Source organism: Allobosea sp. LjRoot90, assembly GCF_964254315.1.
Lineage (GTDB): Bacteria > Pseudomonadota > Alphaproteobacteria > Rhizobiales > Beijerinckiaceae > Allobosea.
The window spans coordinates 515,189-532,068 of record NZ_CAXUTF020000003.1; the positions used below are offsets into that span (position 1 = coordinate 515,189).

At 66.8% G+C, this 16,880-nt stretch carries 17 protein-coding genes; 6 read left to right on the plus strand and 11 right to left on the minus strand.

Annotated features, from left to right (window positions below):
* Window positions 1-90 precede the first annotated feature (90 nt).
* Window positions 91-618 (minus strand): protease adaptor protein RcdA, encoded by a 528-nt coding sequence (gene rcdA / locus ACSQ3M_RS14590; protein WP_436150787.1) that lies wholly within the window; start codon window positions 616-618, stop codon window positions 91-93.
* Between the two features lie 433 nt (window positions 619-1,051).
* Window positions 1,052-1,252 (minus strand): DUF1192 domain-containing protein, encoded by a 201-nt coding sequence (locus ACSQ3M_RS14595; RefSeq protein ID WP_436150788.1) that lies wholly within the window; start codon window positions 1,250-1,252, stop codon window positions 1,052-1,054.
* A 78-nt stretch (window positions 1,253-1,330) separates the two neighbouring features.
* On the opposite strand from ACSQ3M_RS14595, the gene ACSQ3M_RS14600 reads away from it, so the two are divergent.
* The 3 genes from ACSQ3M_RS14600 (at window position 1,331) to ACSQ3M_RS14610 (ending at window position 4,126) form a co-directional block, all read left to right on the plus strand.
* Complete coding sequence (locus tag ACSQ3M_RS14600) at window positions 1,331-2,329, plus strand: NAD(P)H-quinone oxidoreductase (RefSeq protein ID WP_436150789.1); 999 nt, start codon at window positions 1,331-1,333, stop codon at window positions 2,327-2,329.
* A 147-nt stretch (window positions 2,330-2,476) separates the two neighbouring features.
* The gene (locus ACSQ3M_RS14605; RefSeq protein ID WP_436150790.1) at window positions 2,477-3,205 is read left to right on the plus strand and encodes a DUF1013 domain-containing protein; all 729 of its coding nucleotides are present in this window, start codon (window positions 2,477-2,479) and stop codon (window positions 3,203-3,205) included.
* Between the two features lie 36 nt (window positions 3,206-3,241).
* Window positions 3,242-4,126, plus strand: a complete 885-nt coding sequence (locus tag ACSQ3M_RS14610) for an MBL fold metallo-hydrolase (RefSeq protein WP_436150791.1) — start codon at window positions 3,242-3,244, stop codon at window positions 4,124-4,126.
* A 16-nt stretch (window positions 4,127-4,142) separates the two neighbouring features.
* Here ACSQ3M_RS14610 and ACSQ3M_RS14615 read toward each other — a convergent pair whose 3' ends face one another.
* From ACSQ3M_RS14615 to ACSQ3M_RS14625, 3 genes are all read right to left on the minus strand, one after another.
* A complete protein-coding gene (locus ACSQ3M_RS14615) occupies window positions 4,143-5,837 on the minus strand; it encodes a methyl-accepting chemotaxis protein (RefSeq protein ID WP_436150792.1) in 1,695 nt (564 codons plus the stop codon).
* A complete protein-coding gene (locus ACSQ3M_RS14620) occupies window positions 5,834-6,157 on the minus strand; it encodes a hypothetical protein (RefSeq protein WP_436150793.1) in 324 nt (107 codons plus the stop codon). The genes ACSQ3M_RS14615 and ACSQ3M_RS14620 overlap by 4 nt, the downstream gene beginning before the upstream one ends.
* A gap of 95 nt (window positions 6,158-6,252) precedes the next feature.
* Entirely contained in the window at window positions 6,253-8,169 is a 1,917-nt protein-coding gene (locus tag ACSQ3M_RS14625; protein ID WP_436150794.1) for a propionyl-CoA synthetase, read from the minus strand.
* A gap of 183 nt (window positions 8,170-8,352) precedes the next feature.
* Here ACSQ3M_RS14625 and ACSQ3M_RS14630 point away from each other — a divergent pair, with 183 nt between their 5' ends.
* The 3 genes from ACSQ3M_RS14630 (at window position 8,353) to ACSQ3M_RS14640 (ending at window position 11,365) form a co-directional block, all read left to right on the plus strand.
* A complete protein-coding gene (locus ACSQ3M_RS14630) occupies window positions 8,353-9,111 on the plus strand; it encodes a sulfite exporter TauE/SafE family protein (protein ID WP_436150795.1) in 759 nt (252 codons plus the stop codon).
* A 62-nt stretch (window positions 9,112-9,173) separates the two neighbouring features.
* Window positions 9,174-10,802 (plus strand): acyl-CoA synthetase, encoded by a 1,629-nt coding sequence (locus ACSQ3M_RS14635; protein WP_436150796.1) that lies wholly within the window; start codon window positions 9,174-9,176, stop codon window positions 10,800-10,802.
* A 92-nt stretch (window positions 10,803-10,894) separates the two neighbouring features.
* On the plus strand, window positions 10,895-11,365 hold the full coding sequence (locus ACSQ3M_RS14640; RefSeq protein WP_436150797.1) for a hypothetical protein: 471 nt from the start codon (window positions 10,895-10,897) through the stop codon (window positions 11,363-11,365).
* A gap of 187 nt (window positions 11,366-11,552) precedes the next feature.
* Here the strand turns inward: ACSQ3M_RS14640 and ACSQ3M_RS14645 are convergent, their stop codons facing one another.
* From ACSQ3M_RS14645 to ACSQ3M_RS14670, 6 genes are all read right to left on the minus strand, one after another.
* Window positions 11,553-12,053 carry a hypothetical protein gene (locus tag ACSQ3M_RS14645; RefSeq protein WP_436150798.1) on the minus strand — a complete coding sequence of 167 codons (501 nt, stop codon included), beginning with the start codon at window positions 12,051-12,053 and terminating at the stop codon, window positions 11,553-11,555.
* A gap of 27 nt (window positions 12,054-12,080) precedes the next feature.
* Window positions 12,081-12,983 carry a diguanylate cyclase domain-containing protein gene (locus ACSQ3M_RS14650; RefSeq protein WP_436150799.1) on the minus strand — a complete coding sequence of 301 codons (903 nt, stop codon included), beginning with the start codon at window positions 12,981-12,983 and terminating at the stop codon, window positions 12,081-12,083.
* Between the two features lie 110 nt (window positions 12,984-13,093).
* Window positions 13,094-14,197 (minus strand): acetylornithine deacetylase, encoded by a 1,104-nt coding sequence (gene argE / locus ACSQ3M_RS14655; RefSeq protein WP_436150800.1) that lies wholly within the window; start codon window positions 14,195-14,197, stop codon window positions 13,094-13,096.
* A gap of 8 nt (window positions 14,198-14,205) precedes the next feature.
* On the minus strand, window positions 14,206-15,153 hold the full coding sequence (locus ACSQ3M_RS14660) for a DMT family transporter (protein ID WP_436150801.1): 948 nt from the start codon (window positions 15,151-15,153) through the stop codon (window positions 14,206-14,208).
* An 8-nt stretch (window positions 15,154-15,161) separates the two neighbouring features.
* Window positions 15,162-15,881 (minus strand): alanyl-tRNA editing protein, encoded by a 720-nt coding sequence (locus ACSQ3M_RS14665; protein ID WP_436150802.1) that lies wholly within the window; start codon window positions 15,879-15,881, stop codon window positions 15,162-15,164.
* 68 nt (window positions 15,882-15,949) lie between these two features.
* The gene (locus ACSQ3M_RS14670) at window positions 15,950-16,795 is read right to left on the minus strand and encodes an AraC family transcriptional regulator (protein ID WP_436150803.1); all 846 of its coding nucleotides are present in this window, start codon (window positions 16,793-16,795) and stop codon (window positions 15,950-15,952) included.
* Window positions 16,796-16,880 lie beyond the last annotated feature (85 nt).

Genomic DNA, 16,880 nt, shown 5'->3' on the forward strand with positions numbered 1-16,880 from the left:
GGTGTCCCGAGAGCCCGTGCAGGAGCCTAGGCAGTGGATATCCTGCATTCAGCGACGGTGCGGATGGGTCGAAACGACGAGCGAGCCGCTTCAGCGCAGCAGACCGAGCCGCGCCTGCAGGCTTTCGAGCTGGCCGCGCACCGGGTTCACCGCGACGGGTCGGCCCGTACCCGACATCTGCTCCTCGAGATGGCGAATGCGCTCCTGCAGGCGGCTCGAATGGACGACGAGGTCGCGCAGGCGCTGCGGCAGGTGCTCCGCCTCGGCATTGGTCGGCTGCAGCATCGATTCGGCGATACGTACCCTGTTGTGCTCGTTGCGCGCCTGCTCGGCGCTCATCTCGCCCTCGGCAACGGCGCGCTGCACCAGCAGCCAGGAGGCGATCTGCATCAGGCGCGTCGTCAGGCGCATGCTCTCGGTCGCATAGGTCAGCGAGACCTCGCGCGGCAGCGCCGCCGACTCGGCACGCCCCTCCCCGTCGAGATAGGATGCGGTTGCCTCGACGAGGCCCATTCCTTCGCGGAAGAGCTGCATGAACGCGTCCGACTTGACGAAGCCGCGCGCGAACGAGATCGCGCCGTCCTCGGTCTCGGGCCTCAGCATCGTCAGATCGGTCATACCCATGTCTCCAATCGGCACAATGGCGCGCGATTAAAGGACGCGACGCCGACTCCTGCCGGGACATCGCAAGGATAACGCCATGGTGTTGTCTGCGCCGCGGTAACGTGTCGTTAAGGTTAACGATGCGATGGTCCGGCCCGGCGACGCCCCGCCCGCTCGGCCAGTCCGGGCCGCAGGCAAAAAAAGAGCCGCCCCGAAGGCGGCTCGAAGGTCAACAGGGAGGCGTCAAACAGAGTGGGCAGGAGCCACTCGACATCCAGACAAACTGGATGATGCGATTCATACTTTGGAATCGTTAAGCGACCGTTAACGGCGCTCGAAAATGCGACAAATTCGAACGATTCTGGTTCACCGCGTGAACCAGCTTCACGTCGAAGCGGTCGCTACAGGAGCTCGCTGAGCAATACGCCGTTCAAGGCGCGGTTCCGCCTCAAGCCTTCGCCTTGAAGAAGGCATCGGCGGCCGAGCGCGAGGCAGTCTTCTTCTCCAGCGCCTCCTTCAGCCGCGCGACCTCCGCTTCGAGAAGGGCGATCCGCTCGCCGAGCTCGGCGACGGCGAGTTGCGACAGGTCCTGCCCGATCTCGTGAACCCGCTTGGGCGCCGGGCGGTCGTCGTCGAGAAATCCAGCCATCGCAGCCTCGCCTTGCATCCTCCGGACGCGGGAGCTTAATCGGACGCGAACGCCAGCACCACAGGCGAGGAGATTGCCATGACCACCCTGCCCGCGATGATGACCGCCATCGGCTTCGATGCCCCCGGCGGCCCGGAGGTCCTTAAAGCCCAGCAGCGCCCCGTGCCGCGGCCCGGTCCCGGCCAGGTCCTGGTCCATGTCGCGGTCGCCGGCGTCAACCGGCCCGACGTGCTGCAGCGCATGGGCGGCTACGCCCCGCCTCCCGGCGCCTCCGATATCCCCGGTCTCGAGATCGCCGGCCGGATCGTCGCCCTCGGCGAAGGCGTCTCGCGCTACGAGGTCGGTGACCAGGTCTGCGCGCTCGTCGCCGGCGGCGGCTATGCTGAGTATGCCGTGGTCCATGAGGACAATGCCCTGCCGATCCCGGCCGGGCTATCGCTGGAGGAGGCCGGCGCGATCCCGGAGACCTATTTCACCGTCTGGACCAATGTCTTCCAGCGCGGCGGCTTGAAGAAGGGCGAGAGCTTCATGGTGCATGGCGGCACCTCGGGCATCGGCACCACCGCGATCCAGCTCGCCAAGGCCTTCGGCGCCACGGTTCTGGCGACCGCCGGATCCGACGAGAAATGCGCCGCCTGCCGCGAACTCGGCGCCGACCACGCCATCAACTACCGCAGCGAGGATTTCGTCGCCGCTGCGAAGGCGGCAACCGGCGGGCGCGGCGTCGACCTGATCCTCGACATGGTCGGCGGCGACTACATCAACCGCAACTACGACGCCGCCGCCGAGAGCGGCCGCATTGTCCAGATCGCCTTCCTCAACGGGCCGAAAGCCGAAGTCGACTTCCGCCGCCTGATGATGAAGCGGTTGACCCATACCGGCTCGACGCTGCGCCCGCGCACGATTCCCGAGAAGGCAGCGATCGCACGCGAGCTCGAGGAGAAGGTCTGGCCCCTGCTGACGGGACGGCGCTGCAAGCCGGTGATCCACGCCCGCTTCCCGCTCGAACAGGCAGCGGAGGCGCACCGGCTGATGGAGAGCAACGCCCATATCGGCAAGATCGTGCTGACGGTGTGACCTCTGTTTTCGCTTTCCGTGGACAGCGATCACGGCTTTGCCTATAACGCGCGCCATCCTGCTCATCGTTGATGATTTGGATGACCGGCCGGGGCGGCCGGTCTGCGCAAGAGAGCTATTGCCCTCGACATTCCAGGAGACGAGCCCGTGTCACAAACGCCGCTGATGCCGAAAGCCACCGCGGTCTGGCTGGTCGAGAACACCTCGCTGACCTTTGAGCAGATCGCCGAGTTCTGCAAATTGCATCCGCTCGAGGTTCGCGGCATCGCCGACGGTGAAGTCGCCGCCGGCATCAAGGGGCTCGACCCGATCACCTCCGGCCAGCTCACCCGCGAGGAGCTCGAGCGCGCCGCCAAGAACCCGGCGCACCAGCTCAAGCTCGCCGAGCGCAAGGTCAAGGTGCCCGAGATCAAGCGCACCAAGGGGCCGCGCTACACCCCGGTCTCCAAGCGCCAGGACCGCCCGAACGCGATCCTCTGGCTGCTGCGCAACCATCCCGAGCTGAAGGACGCGCAGATCATCCGCCTGATCGGCACGACCAAGACGACCATTGCCCAGATTCGCGACCGCACCCACTGGAACGCCCAGCAGCTGCAGCCGATCGATCCGGTCAGCCTCGGCCTGTCGTCGCAGATCGACCTCGATTTCGAGGTGGGACGCGCCGCCAAGGATCGTCCGGCCATGATCGTGCCGGAGATCGGCTCGACCCTGCTCCCCGCCGAGGTGACGACCGCGCCGCAGCCGGTGCCTGCCTCGCAGCCCTTCGCTGATATGAGCCGACCGAAGCGCGAGGAAGAGGAGAAGATCGACGTCGACTCCGTCTTCGCCAAGCTGAAGCAGCTCAAGCGCCCGGCCGAGGACGACGACGAACACTGAAGCCTGGACCGCTGGGACAACCGAGGGCGGGAGACAGTGACCACCGATCTCGCCTTCACCTTCCTCGGCAGCGGCGCACCACCCGTCAGCCTGCGCCGCGCCGGCCCCGCCCATCTTGTCGAGGCCGGTGGTGTCAAGGTTCTGGTCGATTGCGGCTCTGGCGTCAGCCAGCGCCTCGTCGCCGCCGGACATGCCGGGGCGCAGATCGACGCGCTCATCGTCACCCATGAGCATTCCGACCATCTGGTCGACTTCTACCAGCTCGTCGTCTCATCCTGGCACCAGGGCCGCAACCGGCCCTGGCGCGTGATCGCGCCGGAACCGGCGCTCGCCAATATGCGCGGGCAATACGAAGCCTTCGCCCGCGAACGCGCTTTGCGCATCGCCTTCGAGAAGCGACCGGACGCGACCGGTCTCGAGGTCGTCTTCGAGGAATTGCGCGAAGGTCCGGTAACCGGGCTCGGCGCTCTCGCTATCGAGGCCTTCCTCGTCGACCACAAGCCGGTCGAGCCTGCCTTCGGGCTCAAATTGTCGGCGGCCGGCAGCACTATCGTCTTCTCCGGCGACACGCGCCTGACGCCGTCGCTGAAGCAGGCTGCGCAGGGCTGCGACCTGCTGGTTTGCGAGGTCTTCATCGACAGCCAGATGCCGGTCACCGCCGGCGTGCGCTCGGCCGAGACCGTCGCCTCGGTCCAGAGCTATCACATGACCCCGGCAGTCGTGGCTGGTCTTGCCGAGCGCGCCGGCGTCAAGGCGCTGGCGCTGACCCATCTCGTCCCGCCGGGAGCCGACACAGCCGCGCTCTTCGCCGAGGTGCGCGCCGGCGGCTATGCCGGCCCGCTGATCGTCGGCGAGGATCTGATGCAGCTGGAATTGCCGGCGCGTTTGCTGCGCTGGAACGGCGCCGCCCTGGGGTTCTGATCACCGGCGCGAACACTCAGGCAGCCCGGCGCAGCCCCGCACGATCCTGCGCGCCGCCAAGCCGGAAGCCTCCTGCCAGTTTTGCAACCGCTTCGGCGGCCTCCGCCATGCCGCGCCCGGCGGCAGCGGTGCGCGCCGCCGCCTGGGCATTGTCCTGGGTGGCGGCATCGATCTCGACCAGCGCCCGCTCGATCGCGCCGACGCCTTGCGACTGCTCTGCTGTCGCCTGGCTGATCTCTCCGAAGGCCTGCGCGACCTCCTCGACCTCGCCGGAGATGGTGGTGAGGCTGGCGCCGGCTTCGCGCACCAGTTTCACCCCTTCGTCGACATGCACCTTGGTCTCGCTGATCAGTGCCCGCACGTCGCGTGCCGCATCGGCCGATTGCTGGGCGAGCCGGCGGACCTCGGTCGCGACCACGGCGAAGCCGCGGCCACCCTCACCCGCCCGCGCCGCCTCGACCGAGGCATTCAGCGCCAGGAGATTGGTCTGGAAGGCGAGCCCGTCCATGACCTCGACGATGTCGACGATCCGGCGCGACTGCTGATCGATCTTGTCGATGGCCTCGACGGCGCGTTCGGCCACCGCAACGCCGGCTCCGGCATCGTCGGCGGTCGCGCGCGCCTTGCGCGCTGCCGCCTGAACGATATCGGTGGTCTGGCGCACCGTTGCCGCGATCTCCTCGATGACGCTGGAGGTATCCTGGATCGCATTGGCCTGGCTTTGCCCGCGCTGCGACAGATCGAGCGTCGCCGAGAGGATGTCCTCAGCAGCCATGCGCGTCTGCCCTGCGTTCTGCACCACCGCTGCCAGCGCCCCGGCCAGCGCTTCCGTCGAGCGATTGAAGTTGCCGGCGACGGCGGCAAGCCGTCCCTCGAAGCGGGTCGACATTCGCGCTGTCAGATCGCCGTCGGCGAGGGCTGCGAGGGCCTGGTCTGTCTCGTCCAGGAAGCTCTCGCAGGCCCCGGTCAGCTCGTCGATGCCGCGCACCAGCGCGCTGAAGCGGCCGAGCTCGGCGGTCTGCGCGGTCCGGACTGAAAAGTCACCGCGCTTGGCCGCATCGACCACGACCGAGACCGCCTCGATCAACCGCGCCTCGATCTCGCCCCGGCCAGTTTCCGCCTCTGCGCTGTCATGGCGCAGCGCCTCGGCGCTCTCCTGGTTCAGCAGCGCCGTGGCCGCCGCCTCGTCGGCCTGGTCGAGTGCAGCCGCGAGCCGGTGCGCAATCCAGGTCAGCGCTCCCGCCTCCGCCAGCAAGATAACGGCATGGACGACGACGCGAAGAAACTCGCTGCCATCGGGGAACACCGCCGCCGGATAGGCGAAGTTGAGGACGAGGTGGTGCACCGCCACGACCGCGGTCGCAGCGACGATCGAGCGCCAGCAGCACCAGGCCGTCATCACCGCGAGCGCCGCGAAGAAAGCCATGTGCAGGTCGATCTGGTAGCGCGTGCCCTCGCAGGCGAAGACCAGCAGCGCCACCTGCCCGTTCACCGCGATGGTGGAGGTCAGGCGCGTCGAGAGGCCGATCCCATCCGAGCGCCAGGCCAGCGTCGTGGCTGCGGCCAGCAGGGTCGAAACCAGCCCGATCGCGAGCAGCGCCGGATGACCGGCAAACCAGGCGACGGCGCAGGTCACCGGAACCAGCAGCCATTGCCCCGCCATCAGCGGTTTGGCGAAGGCCCGGCGGAATGTCTCGAGGCTCTGGCTCATGGGGACCGTCTCGCTGAGATGAGGGGATCGCGCGCCTGGCCGGAACAGCCGCCGCCCAGCCCTGCCAGGACGAGCGCGGCGCCGGATTGATAGAGGCGCGTTGAAAAGCCGGGTATCTCCGAGCGGGCCAGCAAGCCGAAGCGGCCGATCGGGGCGAGGATGACGCCGTCTGCCAGGCTCACGGCCTCTACGGCTTGAGCGGAGCTGCTGGCGAGCACGAGCACGATCGCCCCGTCCCGCGGAGCCAGCACGACACCGACCGGCGCAAGCAACGCACCGATCGCCAAGGCCAGAGGTCCGACGTGGGGGCGAAGCGCCATCGTTTAAATCCGACGGGATAACCATCTGCGATCTTGAACGATTCTGTTTAAAACAACGTAAAGTTGTAAATTCGTCGAACTGCGCGGCGGCGCCTTCAGCCGAGCCCCCTCCCCTTCAGCGCGGTCCCGATCTCAGCCAGCACTGCGGGATCCTCGATCGTCGCCGGCATGGCATACTCCTCCCCATCGGCGATCTTCTTCATCGTGGCGCGCAGGATCTTGCCGGAGCGGGTCTTCGGCAGGCGCACCACCGTGATCGCGAGCTTGAAGGCAGCGACGGGCCCGATCTTGTCGCGCACCAGCCCGACCAGCTCCTTCTCGACCTCGGCCGGCGACTGCGTCACTCCGGCCTTCATCACGACGAAGCCGCAGGGCTGCTCGCCCTTGAGCGCGTCCCTGATGCCGACCACCGCACATTCTGCCACGGCCGGATGCGAGGCCAGTACCTCCTCCATGCCGCCGGTCGAGAGCCGGTGGCCGGCGACATTGATGATGTCGTCGGTGCGGCCCATGATGAAGACATAGCCGTCCTCGTCGATAAAGCCGGCATCCGAAGTGTTGTAGAAGCCGGGATAGATTTCGAGATAGGCGCTGCGGAAGCGGGCATCGTCCTGCCACAGCGTCGGCAAGGCGCCGGGCGGCAGCGGCAGCTTGGCGACGATCGCGCCCATCGTGCCAGGCGGAACCGGCTTGCCGCCCTCGTCCAGGCACTGGATGTCGTAGCCCGGCAGCGGCACGCTCGGCGAGCCATGCTTGATCGGCAGCAGCCCCAGCCCCACCGGGTTGCCGACCATGCAGGAGCCGGTCTCGGTCTGCCACCAATGGTCGACGACCGGCACCTTGAGCACCTCTTCGGCCCATTTCAGCGTGTCGGGATCGGCGCGCTCGCCGGCAAGGAAGAGCGTGCGGAACTGCGAGAGGTCGTAGTTCTTGAGAAATGTCGCCTGCGGATCCTCCTTGCGGATCGCCCGGAAGGCGGTCGGCGCGGTGAACATCGCCACCGCCTTGTGCTCGGCGATGACCCGCCAGTAAGCGCCGGGATCGGGCGTGCCGACCGGCTTGCCCTCGTAGAGGATCGAGGTCGCACCCAGCAGCAGCGGCCCATAGACGATGTAGCTGTGGCCGACGACCCAGCCGACATCGGAGGCGGTGAACATCACCTCACCCGGCTTCACATCGTAGAGCTGCGTCATCGTCGCCAGCAGCGCGACCATGTGCCCGCCATTATCGCGCACCACGCCCTTGGGCCTGCCGGTGGTACCGGAGGTATAGAGCACGTAGAGCGGATCGGTCGCGGCGACCTCGACGCAATCGGCCCTGCGGCCATTGGCGCGGGCGGCAGCGACCAGCGTGCGCCAGTTCTTGTCGCGGGTGACATGCATCGATGCGTCGACCTGCGGCCGCTGCAATACGATGCAGGCGTCGGGCTTGTGTGTCGCAAGATCGATCGCCGCGTCGAGCAGCGGCTTGTATTCGACCACCCGCGTCGGCTCGATGCCGCAGGTCGCGGTCATGATCAGCTTCGGGGTGGCGTCGTCGATCCGGGTCGCCAGCTCCTTGGCCGCAAATCCGCCGAACACCACCGAATGCACCGCGCCGATCCGCGCGCAGGCCAGCATGGCGATGGCCGCTTCCGGGATCATCGGCATGTAGAGGATGACGCGATCGCCCTTGCCGACGCCGAGATCCTGCAGCACGGCCGCGAGGGTCGAAACCTCGTCGAGCATCTGCGCGTAGGTGAAGCTCGCCTTGGTGCCGGTGACCGGGCTGTCGTAGATCAGCGCCGTCTGCTCGGCCCGGCCGTCGCGGACATGCCGGTCGAGCGCGTTGAAGCAGGTGTTGCAGCTCGCATCGGGGAACCAGCGGCCATAGATGCCAGCGCTCGCATCGAAGATCGCCCGCGGCGGCTTGATCCACTCGACGCCCTCCGCGATCCCGGCCCAATAACTCTCAGGGTCCCGCTGCCAGGCGGCATAGGTCTGCGCATAGCGGCTTGCATGGCTGGCAGTCATCAAAAGCGTTCCTCTCCGCCTGCATTCAGCCTAGAGCGTCATCGGAGATGCAGCGCCCAGCCGGATTTGGCGCGGACTGTGCCCAGTCCTGCCGTACGCATGCAAGCGTCCGCCTCTCAGACTTTCAGCGCAACCGCATGGGCTGTGCTGCACAACCGGCCCAGCCGGCAGCCGCGCGGGACGATGACCTTCGACCTCACCTTCTTCGCCGTCATGGTCCCGGCCGTCGTCCTGATGGGGCTGTCCAAGGGTGGCTTCTCGGGCCTCGGCCTGCTCTCGCTGCCGCTGATGGCGCTGCTCGTCTCCCCGGTGCAGGCGGCTGCGATCATGCTGCCGATCCTGATCATCCAGGACGTCGTCACTGTCTGGTCCTATCGGCGCGAATTTGACCGCCGGAACCTGGCGACGCTGCTGCCCGGCATGCTGCTCGGCGTGCTCGCGGGCTATCTCCTGGCGGCGAAGGTCTCCGACGCCATCGTCGGCCTCGCGGTCGGCGTGATCTCGATCGGCTTCGCGCTGCGCCGCCTCCTCGCCGGCAAGACCGCGGCGCAGCCGGTGACGAAGGCGAACTATGCGGCCGGGACGGTCTGGGGCGTGATCTGCGGCTTCACCAGCATGATCGCCCATGCCGGCGGCCCACCCTTCCAGATCTATGTGATGCCGCAGCGCCTGCCGCCAGCGGTCTTCGTCGGCACCGGCGCGCTGTTCTTCGCGCTGATGAACTGGATCAAGGTGCTGCCCTATTTCATCCTCGGCCAGTTCAGCGCGCAGAACCTCTCGGCTTCGGCCGCGCTCGCTCCGGTCGCGATCCTCTCGACCATTGCCGGCGTCTGGCTCGTCAGGCGCGTTCCGGCCGAGCGCTTCTACACGATCATCTACTACCTGCTCGTCGCGGTCGGCGTGAAACTGATCTTCGACGGCCTGCGTCCGCTCTTCGGCTGATTGCCCGCGGCGGGGCGCGCTTCTAGGCTGACCGACAACGACAGCCGGGAACGCCGAACATCATGCCGCTCTCCCCTTACGATACCGATCTCGATCGCAACCCGGCGAACTTCCAGCCGCTCTCGCCACTGCCCTTCCTCGAGCGCGCGGCGAGCGTCTTCCCGAACCATGTCGCTGTCATCCACGGCCCGCTGAAGCGCAACCACGCCGAGCTCTACGCCCGCACTCGCCGCCTCGCCTCGGCGCTGAAGCAGCACGGTATCGGCAAGAACGACACGGTCGCGGCGATGCTGCCGAACACCCCGGCCATGCTCGAATGCCATTACGGCGTGCCGATGTGCGGAGCCGTCCTCAACACGCTCAACACCCGCCTCGACGCCGCGATCATCGCCTTCTCGCTCGACCATGGCGAAGCCAGGGTGCTGATCGCCGACCGCGAGTTCTCGAAGACGGTCAAGGAAGCGCTGGCGCTCTGCAAGGTGAAGCCCCTCGTCATCGACTATGACGACCCCGTCTATGACGGGCCCGGCGAGCGGCTCGGCAGCGTCGAGTACGAGGACTTCCTCAAACAGGGCGACCCCGATTTCGACTGGATCATGCCATCGGACGAATGGGACGCGATCGCGCTGAACTACACCTCCGGCACCACCGGCGATCCCAAGGGCGTGGTCTACCACCATCGCGGCGCCAACCTGCTGGCGACCTCGAACGTGCTCACCGGCGGGATGGGCCGGCACCCGGTCTATCTCTGGACCCTGCCGATGTTCCACTGCAATGGCTGGTGCTTCCCCTGGACGATCTCGCTGCTCGCCGGCACCCATGTCTGCCTGCGCCAGGTCCGGGCCAAGGCGATGTACGATGCGCTGGCCGACCATGGCGTCACCCATATGTGCGGCGCGCCGATCGTGATGTCGGCGCTGCTGAACGCGCCCGATGCCGAGCGCCGCAGCTTTGCCCAGAAGGTCAACTTCTTCACCGCCGCGGCCCCGCCGCCCGAAGCGGTGCTCGCCGGCATGGCGCAGGCCGGCTTCAACGTCGTCCATCTCTACGGGCTGACCGAGGTCTACGGTCCCGCCGTCGTCAATGAATGGAACGGCGCTTGGGACGCCCTGCCCGGCGGCGAGCAGGCGGCGCTGAAGGCGCGCCAGGGCGTGCGTTATCCGGCGCTGGAAGGGCTCGATGTCCGCGATCCGGAGACGCTGGAGCCCGTGCCGCATGACGGCCAGACGCTGGGCGAGGTGATGTTCCGCGGCAATGTCGTGATGAAGGGCTATCTCAAGAATCCGAAATCGACCAAAGCCGCCTTCGAGGGCGGCTGGTTCCATTCCGGCGACCTCGGCGTGATGCATCCCGACGGCTACATCCAGCTCAAGGACCGCTCCAAGGACATCATCATCTCCGGTGGCGAGAACATCTCCTCGATCGAGGTCGAGGATGCGCTCTACAAGCATCCCGCCGTGCAGGCCGCCGCCGTGGTCGCCCGCCCCGACGAGAAATGGGGCGAGACGCCCTGCGCCTTCGTCGAGCTGAAGCCCGGTCAGAGCGTGAGCGAGGCCGAGATCATCGCCTGGTGCAAGACCCTGCTCGCCTCGTTCAAATGCCCGCGGACTGTAGTCTTCACCGAAGTGCCGAAGACCTCGACGGGGAAGATCCAGAAATTCAAGCTGCGCGAGATCGCGCGGGCACTGTGATGCCTCTGCACCGGGCAAGCAGCTCGGCACCGCACAAGAGCGGAAGGCTGATTGCAAGATCGATCACGGCTCCTGTCCTCGCACTGCTGGCCATGCTCGCGCCGGTTCGGGCGCAGGAGGCATCCGTCACCGGAAACTGGCAGGGCGCCTATGTCTGCGCGCAGGGGAAGACCGGGCTGACCCTGACGATCGACCGGCAAGACGGCCGCGAATTTTCCGGCGTGTTCCAGTTCTACGCCGTGCGCGAGAACATCACCGTGCCTGATGGATGCTTCACGGTCTCGGGGCGCATCAAAAACAGCGGGGCCGTCGACATCATCGGCACCACCTGGATCAAGCGGCCGGCCGGCTACATCACCGTCGACCTCCACGGGCGGATCATGTCGGGTGGGGCGAGCATGTCGGGCACGGTGGCGACACCCGGATACGGCAATCTCTGCTCCAGATTCGACCTGACCAGAACCGCCACCAAGCCGACAGTCGACGAAGCCTGCCGCGTCGAGGCTCCGGCGGTCAGCCAAGCTCCACGCCGCCGTGAGATTTCCCTCGCCGCAGCTCCCTGAAGTAAAAACCCCGCCAGCGCCCGCGATGGCAGGATCTGAGCTGCAGAGACTCAGAGCCTTAGCGCCGATCGCGGGAGCGATCCACGCCGCCCCGTCGACGCGGGCGATCTTCTCTTCCATATCAGATCGGAACGTCCCGACCTCTGCTCCGAGTTCGAGCGCCTGCTGCTCGACAGCTCATCGATAATCAGCTCGGGATCAGGATGTTGGAATAGTATACGGCAGAAAACGGAAAATCCTTGCTTCCCCAGTGTTGAAGTGCGCGGAAAAGCTTTTCGTAGTAGCCTCGCTCATAGGCTGATGAGGTAACCCACCAGCTGATATCGACCTCACACTGCGCCAGTTCTTCTGAAAGCGATATGCGCCTGCCCAGCGGGTAGAAGTAACAGCAGCCGAGATACTCCCGATCGAGGGTATATATTGCGTAGCTGAACGAGAATCCTTCGCGAAATTCGCACTCGTGCCAGACGAGATCGATGAAGTTGCCATCCTCGGTGACCGCAACCGTCGGCCAGCCACCGCCGCGGGTCTTCTGGATCAGCTCGATGCTCGCATTGATGCCGGCAACATCGTCAGCGAGATGTTCGCGACCGAGGACCGTCGCGACCAGATCCTCAAAGACCAACCGCGAGGGTGGCAGGAACTCCGCAGGCAGCGGGATGCGCTTTGTAAGTTGGGCATAGTCCACGGCCTTCTCCTGCTCGCCCACCTGCACTCAAGCCGACATCTGCCGGCCACGACCGCCGATCTTGGCATCGTAGAGGGCTGCGTCGGCGCGGTGATAGACCTCTGCGAGCGTATCGCCGGGCCGGATCTGCGTCAGGCCTGCCGAGAAGGAATAGTGGAGGCTGGGCTGCGACGGCAGGGATCCAGGCCGGCCGACCGCTCTGAACAGGCGCTCGATCAGGAGCTCGGCTGCCGCCGGCCCAAGTTGCGGCAGGATCAGCATGAACTCTTCGCCACCGACCCGGCCGAAGCTGTCGGCAGGGCGCAGATTCCTCTGCACGCTCTTGCTGAAATCGATCAACACCGCGTCGCCGAACTGATGGCCGAAACGGTCGTTGATCTGCTTGAAGCGATCGATATCGAGCAGCGCGACGCAGGTTTCGCCGCCCTCGCCGCGGCTCGCCTTCGCGATGACCTCCTGCAGCACGCTCATGCAGTGGCGCCGGTTCGAGATACCGGTCAGCTCGTCGGTCTGCGAGGCCTTGCGGGCGCTGTCCCGATCCTGCCGCAGGCTGCGTTCGCCGGTTCGCAGCTCGGTGATGTCGGATGCGATGCACAGCATCCAGCCGGTCGGCGACACCGTCTCAGTCATCCATAGCCAGCGGCCATCGGTGATATCGGTCTCGAAGGCGCGGTAGGCGGTTTTCCCGCGTCGGGACCGGGCCGAGGTCAGCCAGTGCTCGAAATCCTCGGTCGCGAAGGCGACGCCGCGGCGCTGCTCGAAATTGCGCCGCACGATCTCGGCCCAGCTGATCGCCTCGTCCACGGCGACGCCATAGGCCTCGCGATAGGCCGCGTTCGATCGCCGCAGGATGTCCTGGGGATCGAAGAGCGCCACGAGCGTGCCGCTGGTCTCGAAGAGACTCTCGGTGATATCGCCGAACAACGCCATGTGCGCCGCACTCCTGACGATACGTTACGCAGGAGTCTTTAGCGGCGGGTAAAACTGGGCCGTCGAAAGTGCAATGTCGGCGACGACATGGCTTGCCGGGAGTCCGCGCCTCACAGCTCCGCGGCTGCCCAGTCTCCGACGCGCGCCATGAAGCGACCCGCCGCCGCAAGCTCGGTGATGGCGATCCACTCGTTCGGCTGGTGCGCCTGCGCGATCGAGCCCGGGCCGCAGACCAGAGCCGGGATGCCCGCCTGTTGGAAAAAGCCGGCCTCGGTCCCGAACGGCATCGTGATCGGTGGCCATAGGCCGCCTAGATGGCGCGCTACGCCAACGGCTGGGTTGTCCGGCCCGCAGTTGAGCGGCGGTACGCGTGCAAGCGGGGTCGTCTCGACGCTCACCCCAGAGCCCAGCCCAGCCGCCAAGCCGTCGACCATCGCGAGCACAGTCTCCGCCGCGGCCGCATCGGGCGGCCGGAACTCCCAGACGACCTCGCAGCGTTCGGGGATGATGTTGATGGCGCTGCCACCCTCGATCCTGCCGATGTTGACGGTGGTTCGACCGCCGTCGCTCCGCCCTCCTCCGAGGGCGCCAAGGGCGGCCACGAGCGCCGCTGCCGGCTCGATCGCGCTGGCGCCGAGGCGCGGATCGCTCGAATGGGCGGCGCGGCCATGGAAGACACTGCGATAGCCATAGAAGCCGCGATGGCTGAGCCCGATACGCATCTGCGTCGGCTCGCCGATGATCGCGAGCGCCGGAATTGGGCAGTGCGCGAGCATGTCGGCGATCAGGAGCGGGACGCCGAGACAGCCGATCTCCTCGTCATAGGACAGGGCAAGGTGGATCGGCCGGCGCAACTCCCGTGCCCTCCAACTCGGGATTGCCGCAAGGCAGGCCGCGACGAAACCCTTCATGTCGACGGCGCCGCGGCCATGGAGGCGCCCATCCCGGCTGGCGAGAATGAACGGATCGCTCGCCCAATCCTGATCATCGACCGGAACGACATCCGTATGCCCGGAGAGGATGATGCCGCCCGGCGCATCGGGGCCGATCGTCGCGAGAATATTGGCTTTTTCGCCCGAGGCACCGCTGGTCAGGCGCACCCGCGCGCCCGCGCTCTCTAGGTAGTCGGCGGCCCAATGGACCAGATCGAGATTGGAGCGTCGCGATGTGGTGTCGAAGGCCACGAGCCTGCGCAGGATCTCGGTGGTATCCATGACTGCCCTCAGAGCTGGGACGCGCCGGGTTGCCGCGCCGACCGCGGCCTGGCGCCCATCCAGTTCCCGGTCGCAAGGAAGAAGCCGGCGAGGATCAGCGCCATGCCGACGAGGTGGAAACCGCGCACCGGCTCGCCCAGAACCGCGACCGCGAGCAAGGCCGTGAACAGCGCCACCAGATGAAACGAAACGCCGGTGACGCTCGGCCCGAGCGTCGCCACGCAGTGCCCCCAGAGGATGAAGGCGAGCAGCGAGGCGAACACACCGATATAGAGAACCGCCGCGACCGAGCCCGCATCGGTCGGAATGCGCGCACCCTGCATCAGCTCGAAGGCCCAGAACGGCGCGAGCACCAGGAGACCGGTGGCCATGGTAGCGGCCAGGAAGACGAGCGGGCTCAAGGCTGCTGGCTTGCGCCGCAGCAGGACGGAATAGATCGCGTAGTTCGCGACGGCGATAAGCACGAGGACTTCGCCGCCATCGGCCCGCAATCCGCCGAGCTGCTGCAGATCGCCGCGCGCGACGATCCAGACGACGCCGGCGAAGGACACGGCAATGCCGGCGAGCGTCCGGCCGGAAACGCGCTCGACCCCGAGCGCGAACGCGGCCAAGGGCACCATCAGCGGCAGGGTCGAGTTGAGGAAGGCGACGCTGGCGGCAGGTGTCGTCCGCAGAGCGAGATAGCCGAGTGCATTGTAGCCGGCGACGCCGAAGGCACCGCAGGCGACGATCAGGGCAAGGTGCTGCCGCAGCAGCGCCCTCTCCCGCCAGGCTTGCCGGCCGATGAAGGGGGCAAGGCAGGCCAGCGCCACGAGCCAGCGCCCGACCGCGAGCGAAACCAGCGGAAAGCTTGCGCCCAGCGCGCGGCCAAGGACGAGGTTTCCCGCCCAGAACAAGGGCGGCAGCCACAGCAGCAGGAGCGGACGCGCCCAGAGCCCTTTAAGGATGGCGAGCATGGCCGGCTTCACACGCCGTCGAGGCCGATGCGAAGGCGCCGGTTATGCCGGCCCTTGTTGTCGATCTTGAGGATGCGCAGCGGGCGCGACGCGCCCGTCGCCGCCAGATGCGTGCCGCCGCAGGCCTGGCGATCGAGCCCGGCGATCTCGACGACCCTGATCCTGCCATCGGCCGTCGGCGGCGGGGTGACCGAGCGCGAGCGGATCAGGCCGGCCTCGTCGAAGGCCTCGCCCTCGGCGACATAGGTTTCGCGAACCGGCAGGTCCTGCCTGATCACGTCGTTGATCGCGCCCTCAAGCCCGCGCAGACGCTCATTATCGGCCTCCGGCAGGTCGAAATCGATACGGGCGGTACCATCCTCGTTCATCTGCACGCCGGTCACGAGCGCGCCGTCAAAACCCTGGTAGACGAGCGCGTTGACGATGTGCAGATCGGTATGGAGCTCGCGCATCAGTTGCCGGAACGGACGATCGACCTGCGCAACCACGGCGCCCGAGGGCATGACCGGCTCGGCGAGCAGGTGCCAGATACCGTCCGCTTGCGTCTCGAAGCCGGCAATCGCGACCTCACCGCCCGACCATTGCAGCATGCCCCTGTCGGCGAGCTGGCCGCCGCCGCCGGGGTAGAACGGTGATCGGCCGAGCAGGACGCGGCCCGGCTCAGCCCCCACCACGGCGGTTTCGAGGTCGAAGACCTCCGGCTCGTCCAGGCAGAAATAGCGCGTCACCCGAAGACTCCTTTTCCATCAGGAGTCTGGCGGCCTGGTTCAGCGCGGTATTGGCGGAAATTGATCGATCAGCGGCTCGCACCGGCAACGCCTGCCCGCTGGTACTGCAAGGGCGTGATTCCGAACGAGCGCTTGAAGTGCCTGGTCAGCGCGCTCTGGTCATAGAAGCCGCTGGCCAGCGCCGCTTCGGCGATGGGCGCGCCAGCCTTCAACTGCCGGATCGCCGTCTTCAAGCGGAGCTGCGTCAGATAGGCGTGAGGCGTCAGCCCGACCGTGCGCTTGAACAGGCCGATGAGCTGGAACGGCGTCATGTCGACCCAGAGCCCCATCTCGTTCAGGGTCAGCCCGCTCTCGGTATGTTGCGAGATCATCCGCCTTGCCACGGATGAAACCGCCGTCTCGTCTCGCGGTACGATCGGGATGGATCGGGCGCCGTCGCCATGACGCTGGAAAAGCTGGCCGAAGCTGGCAACGAGGAGTTCGCGCTCTTCGAGTGGATCGTGACCATCGTCCAGGCTGCGATGCAGGCAGGAAAAGGCCGCGATCAGATCGGCATCGGCAAGGACATTGCGCGTGAAATAGGCTGGCTGCGCGATCCCGAGATCGGCGGTCACCGCCTCGATCGCGGGCTGCGTCAGGTAGAGCGAGCGGTAGCGCCAGCGATCACTCCGGCCCATGCGGCCGGAATGGGGCTCGGCCGGGTTGAAAACCAGTAGCACGCTCTCGCGGGCTTCATCGCTGCGGCCGCGGCTTTTGAACTCGGCGCCACCGCTCTCCGTCACGGCGACGACGAAGGCGTCGTGCTGGTGGGGCGCATAGTCATGCGTCGTGAAGTCGGCGTGAAGGCAGCTGAGGCCATCGACGCCGGGCGCGTTCCAGTAGCGCGTGGTGTTGCGTGTATCGACACGAGACAACGGCACATCCCTCTCGGCTCGACAAATTCTTGCACGATCGGTGGAGCGCGTCTCCCTCCCTGCCATGTAGCGCCGCCCGTATCGC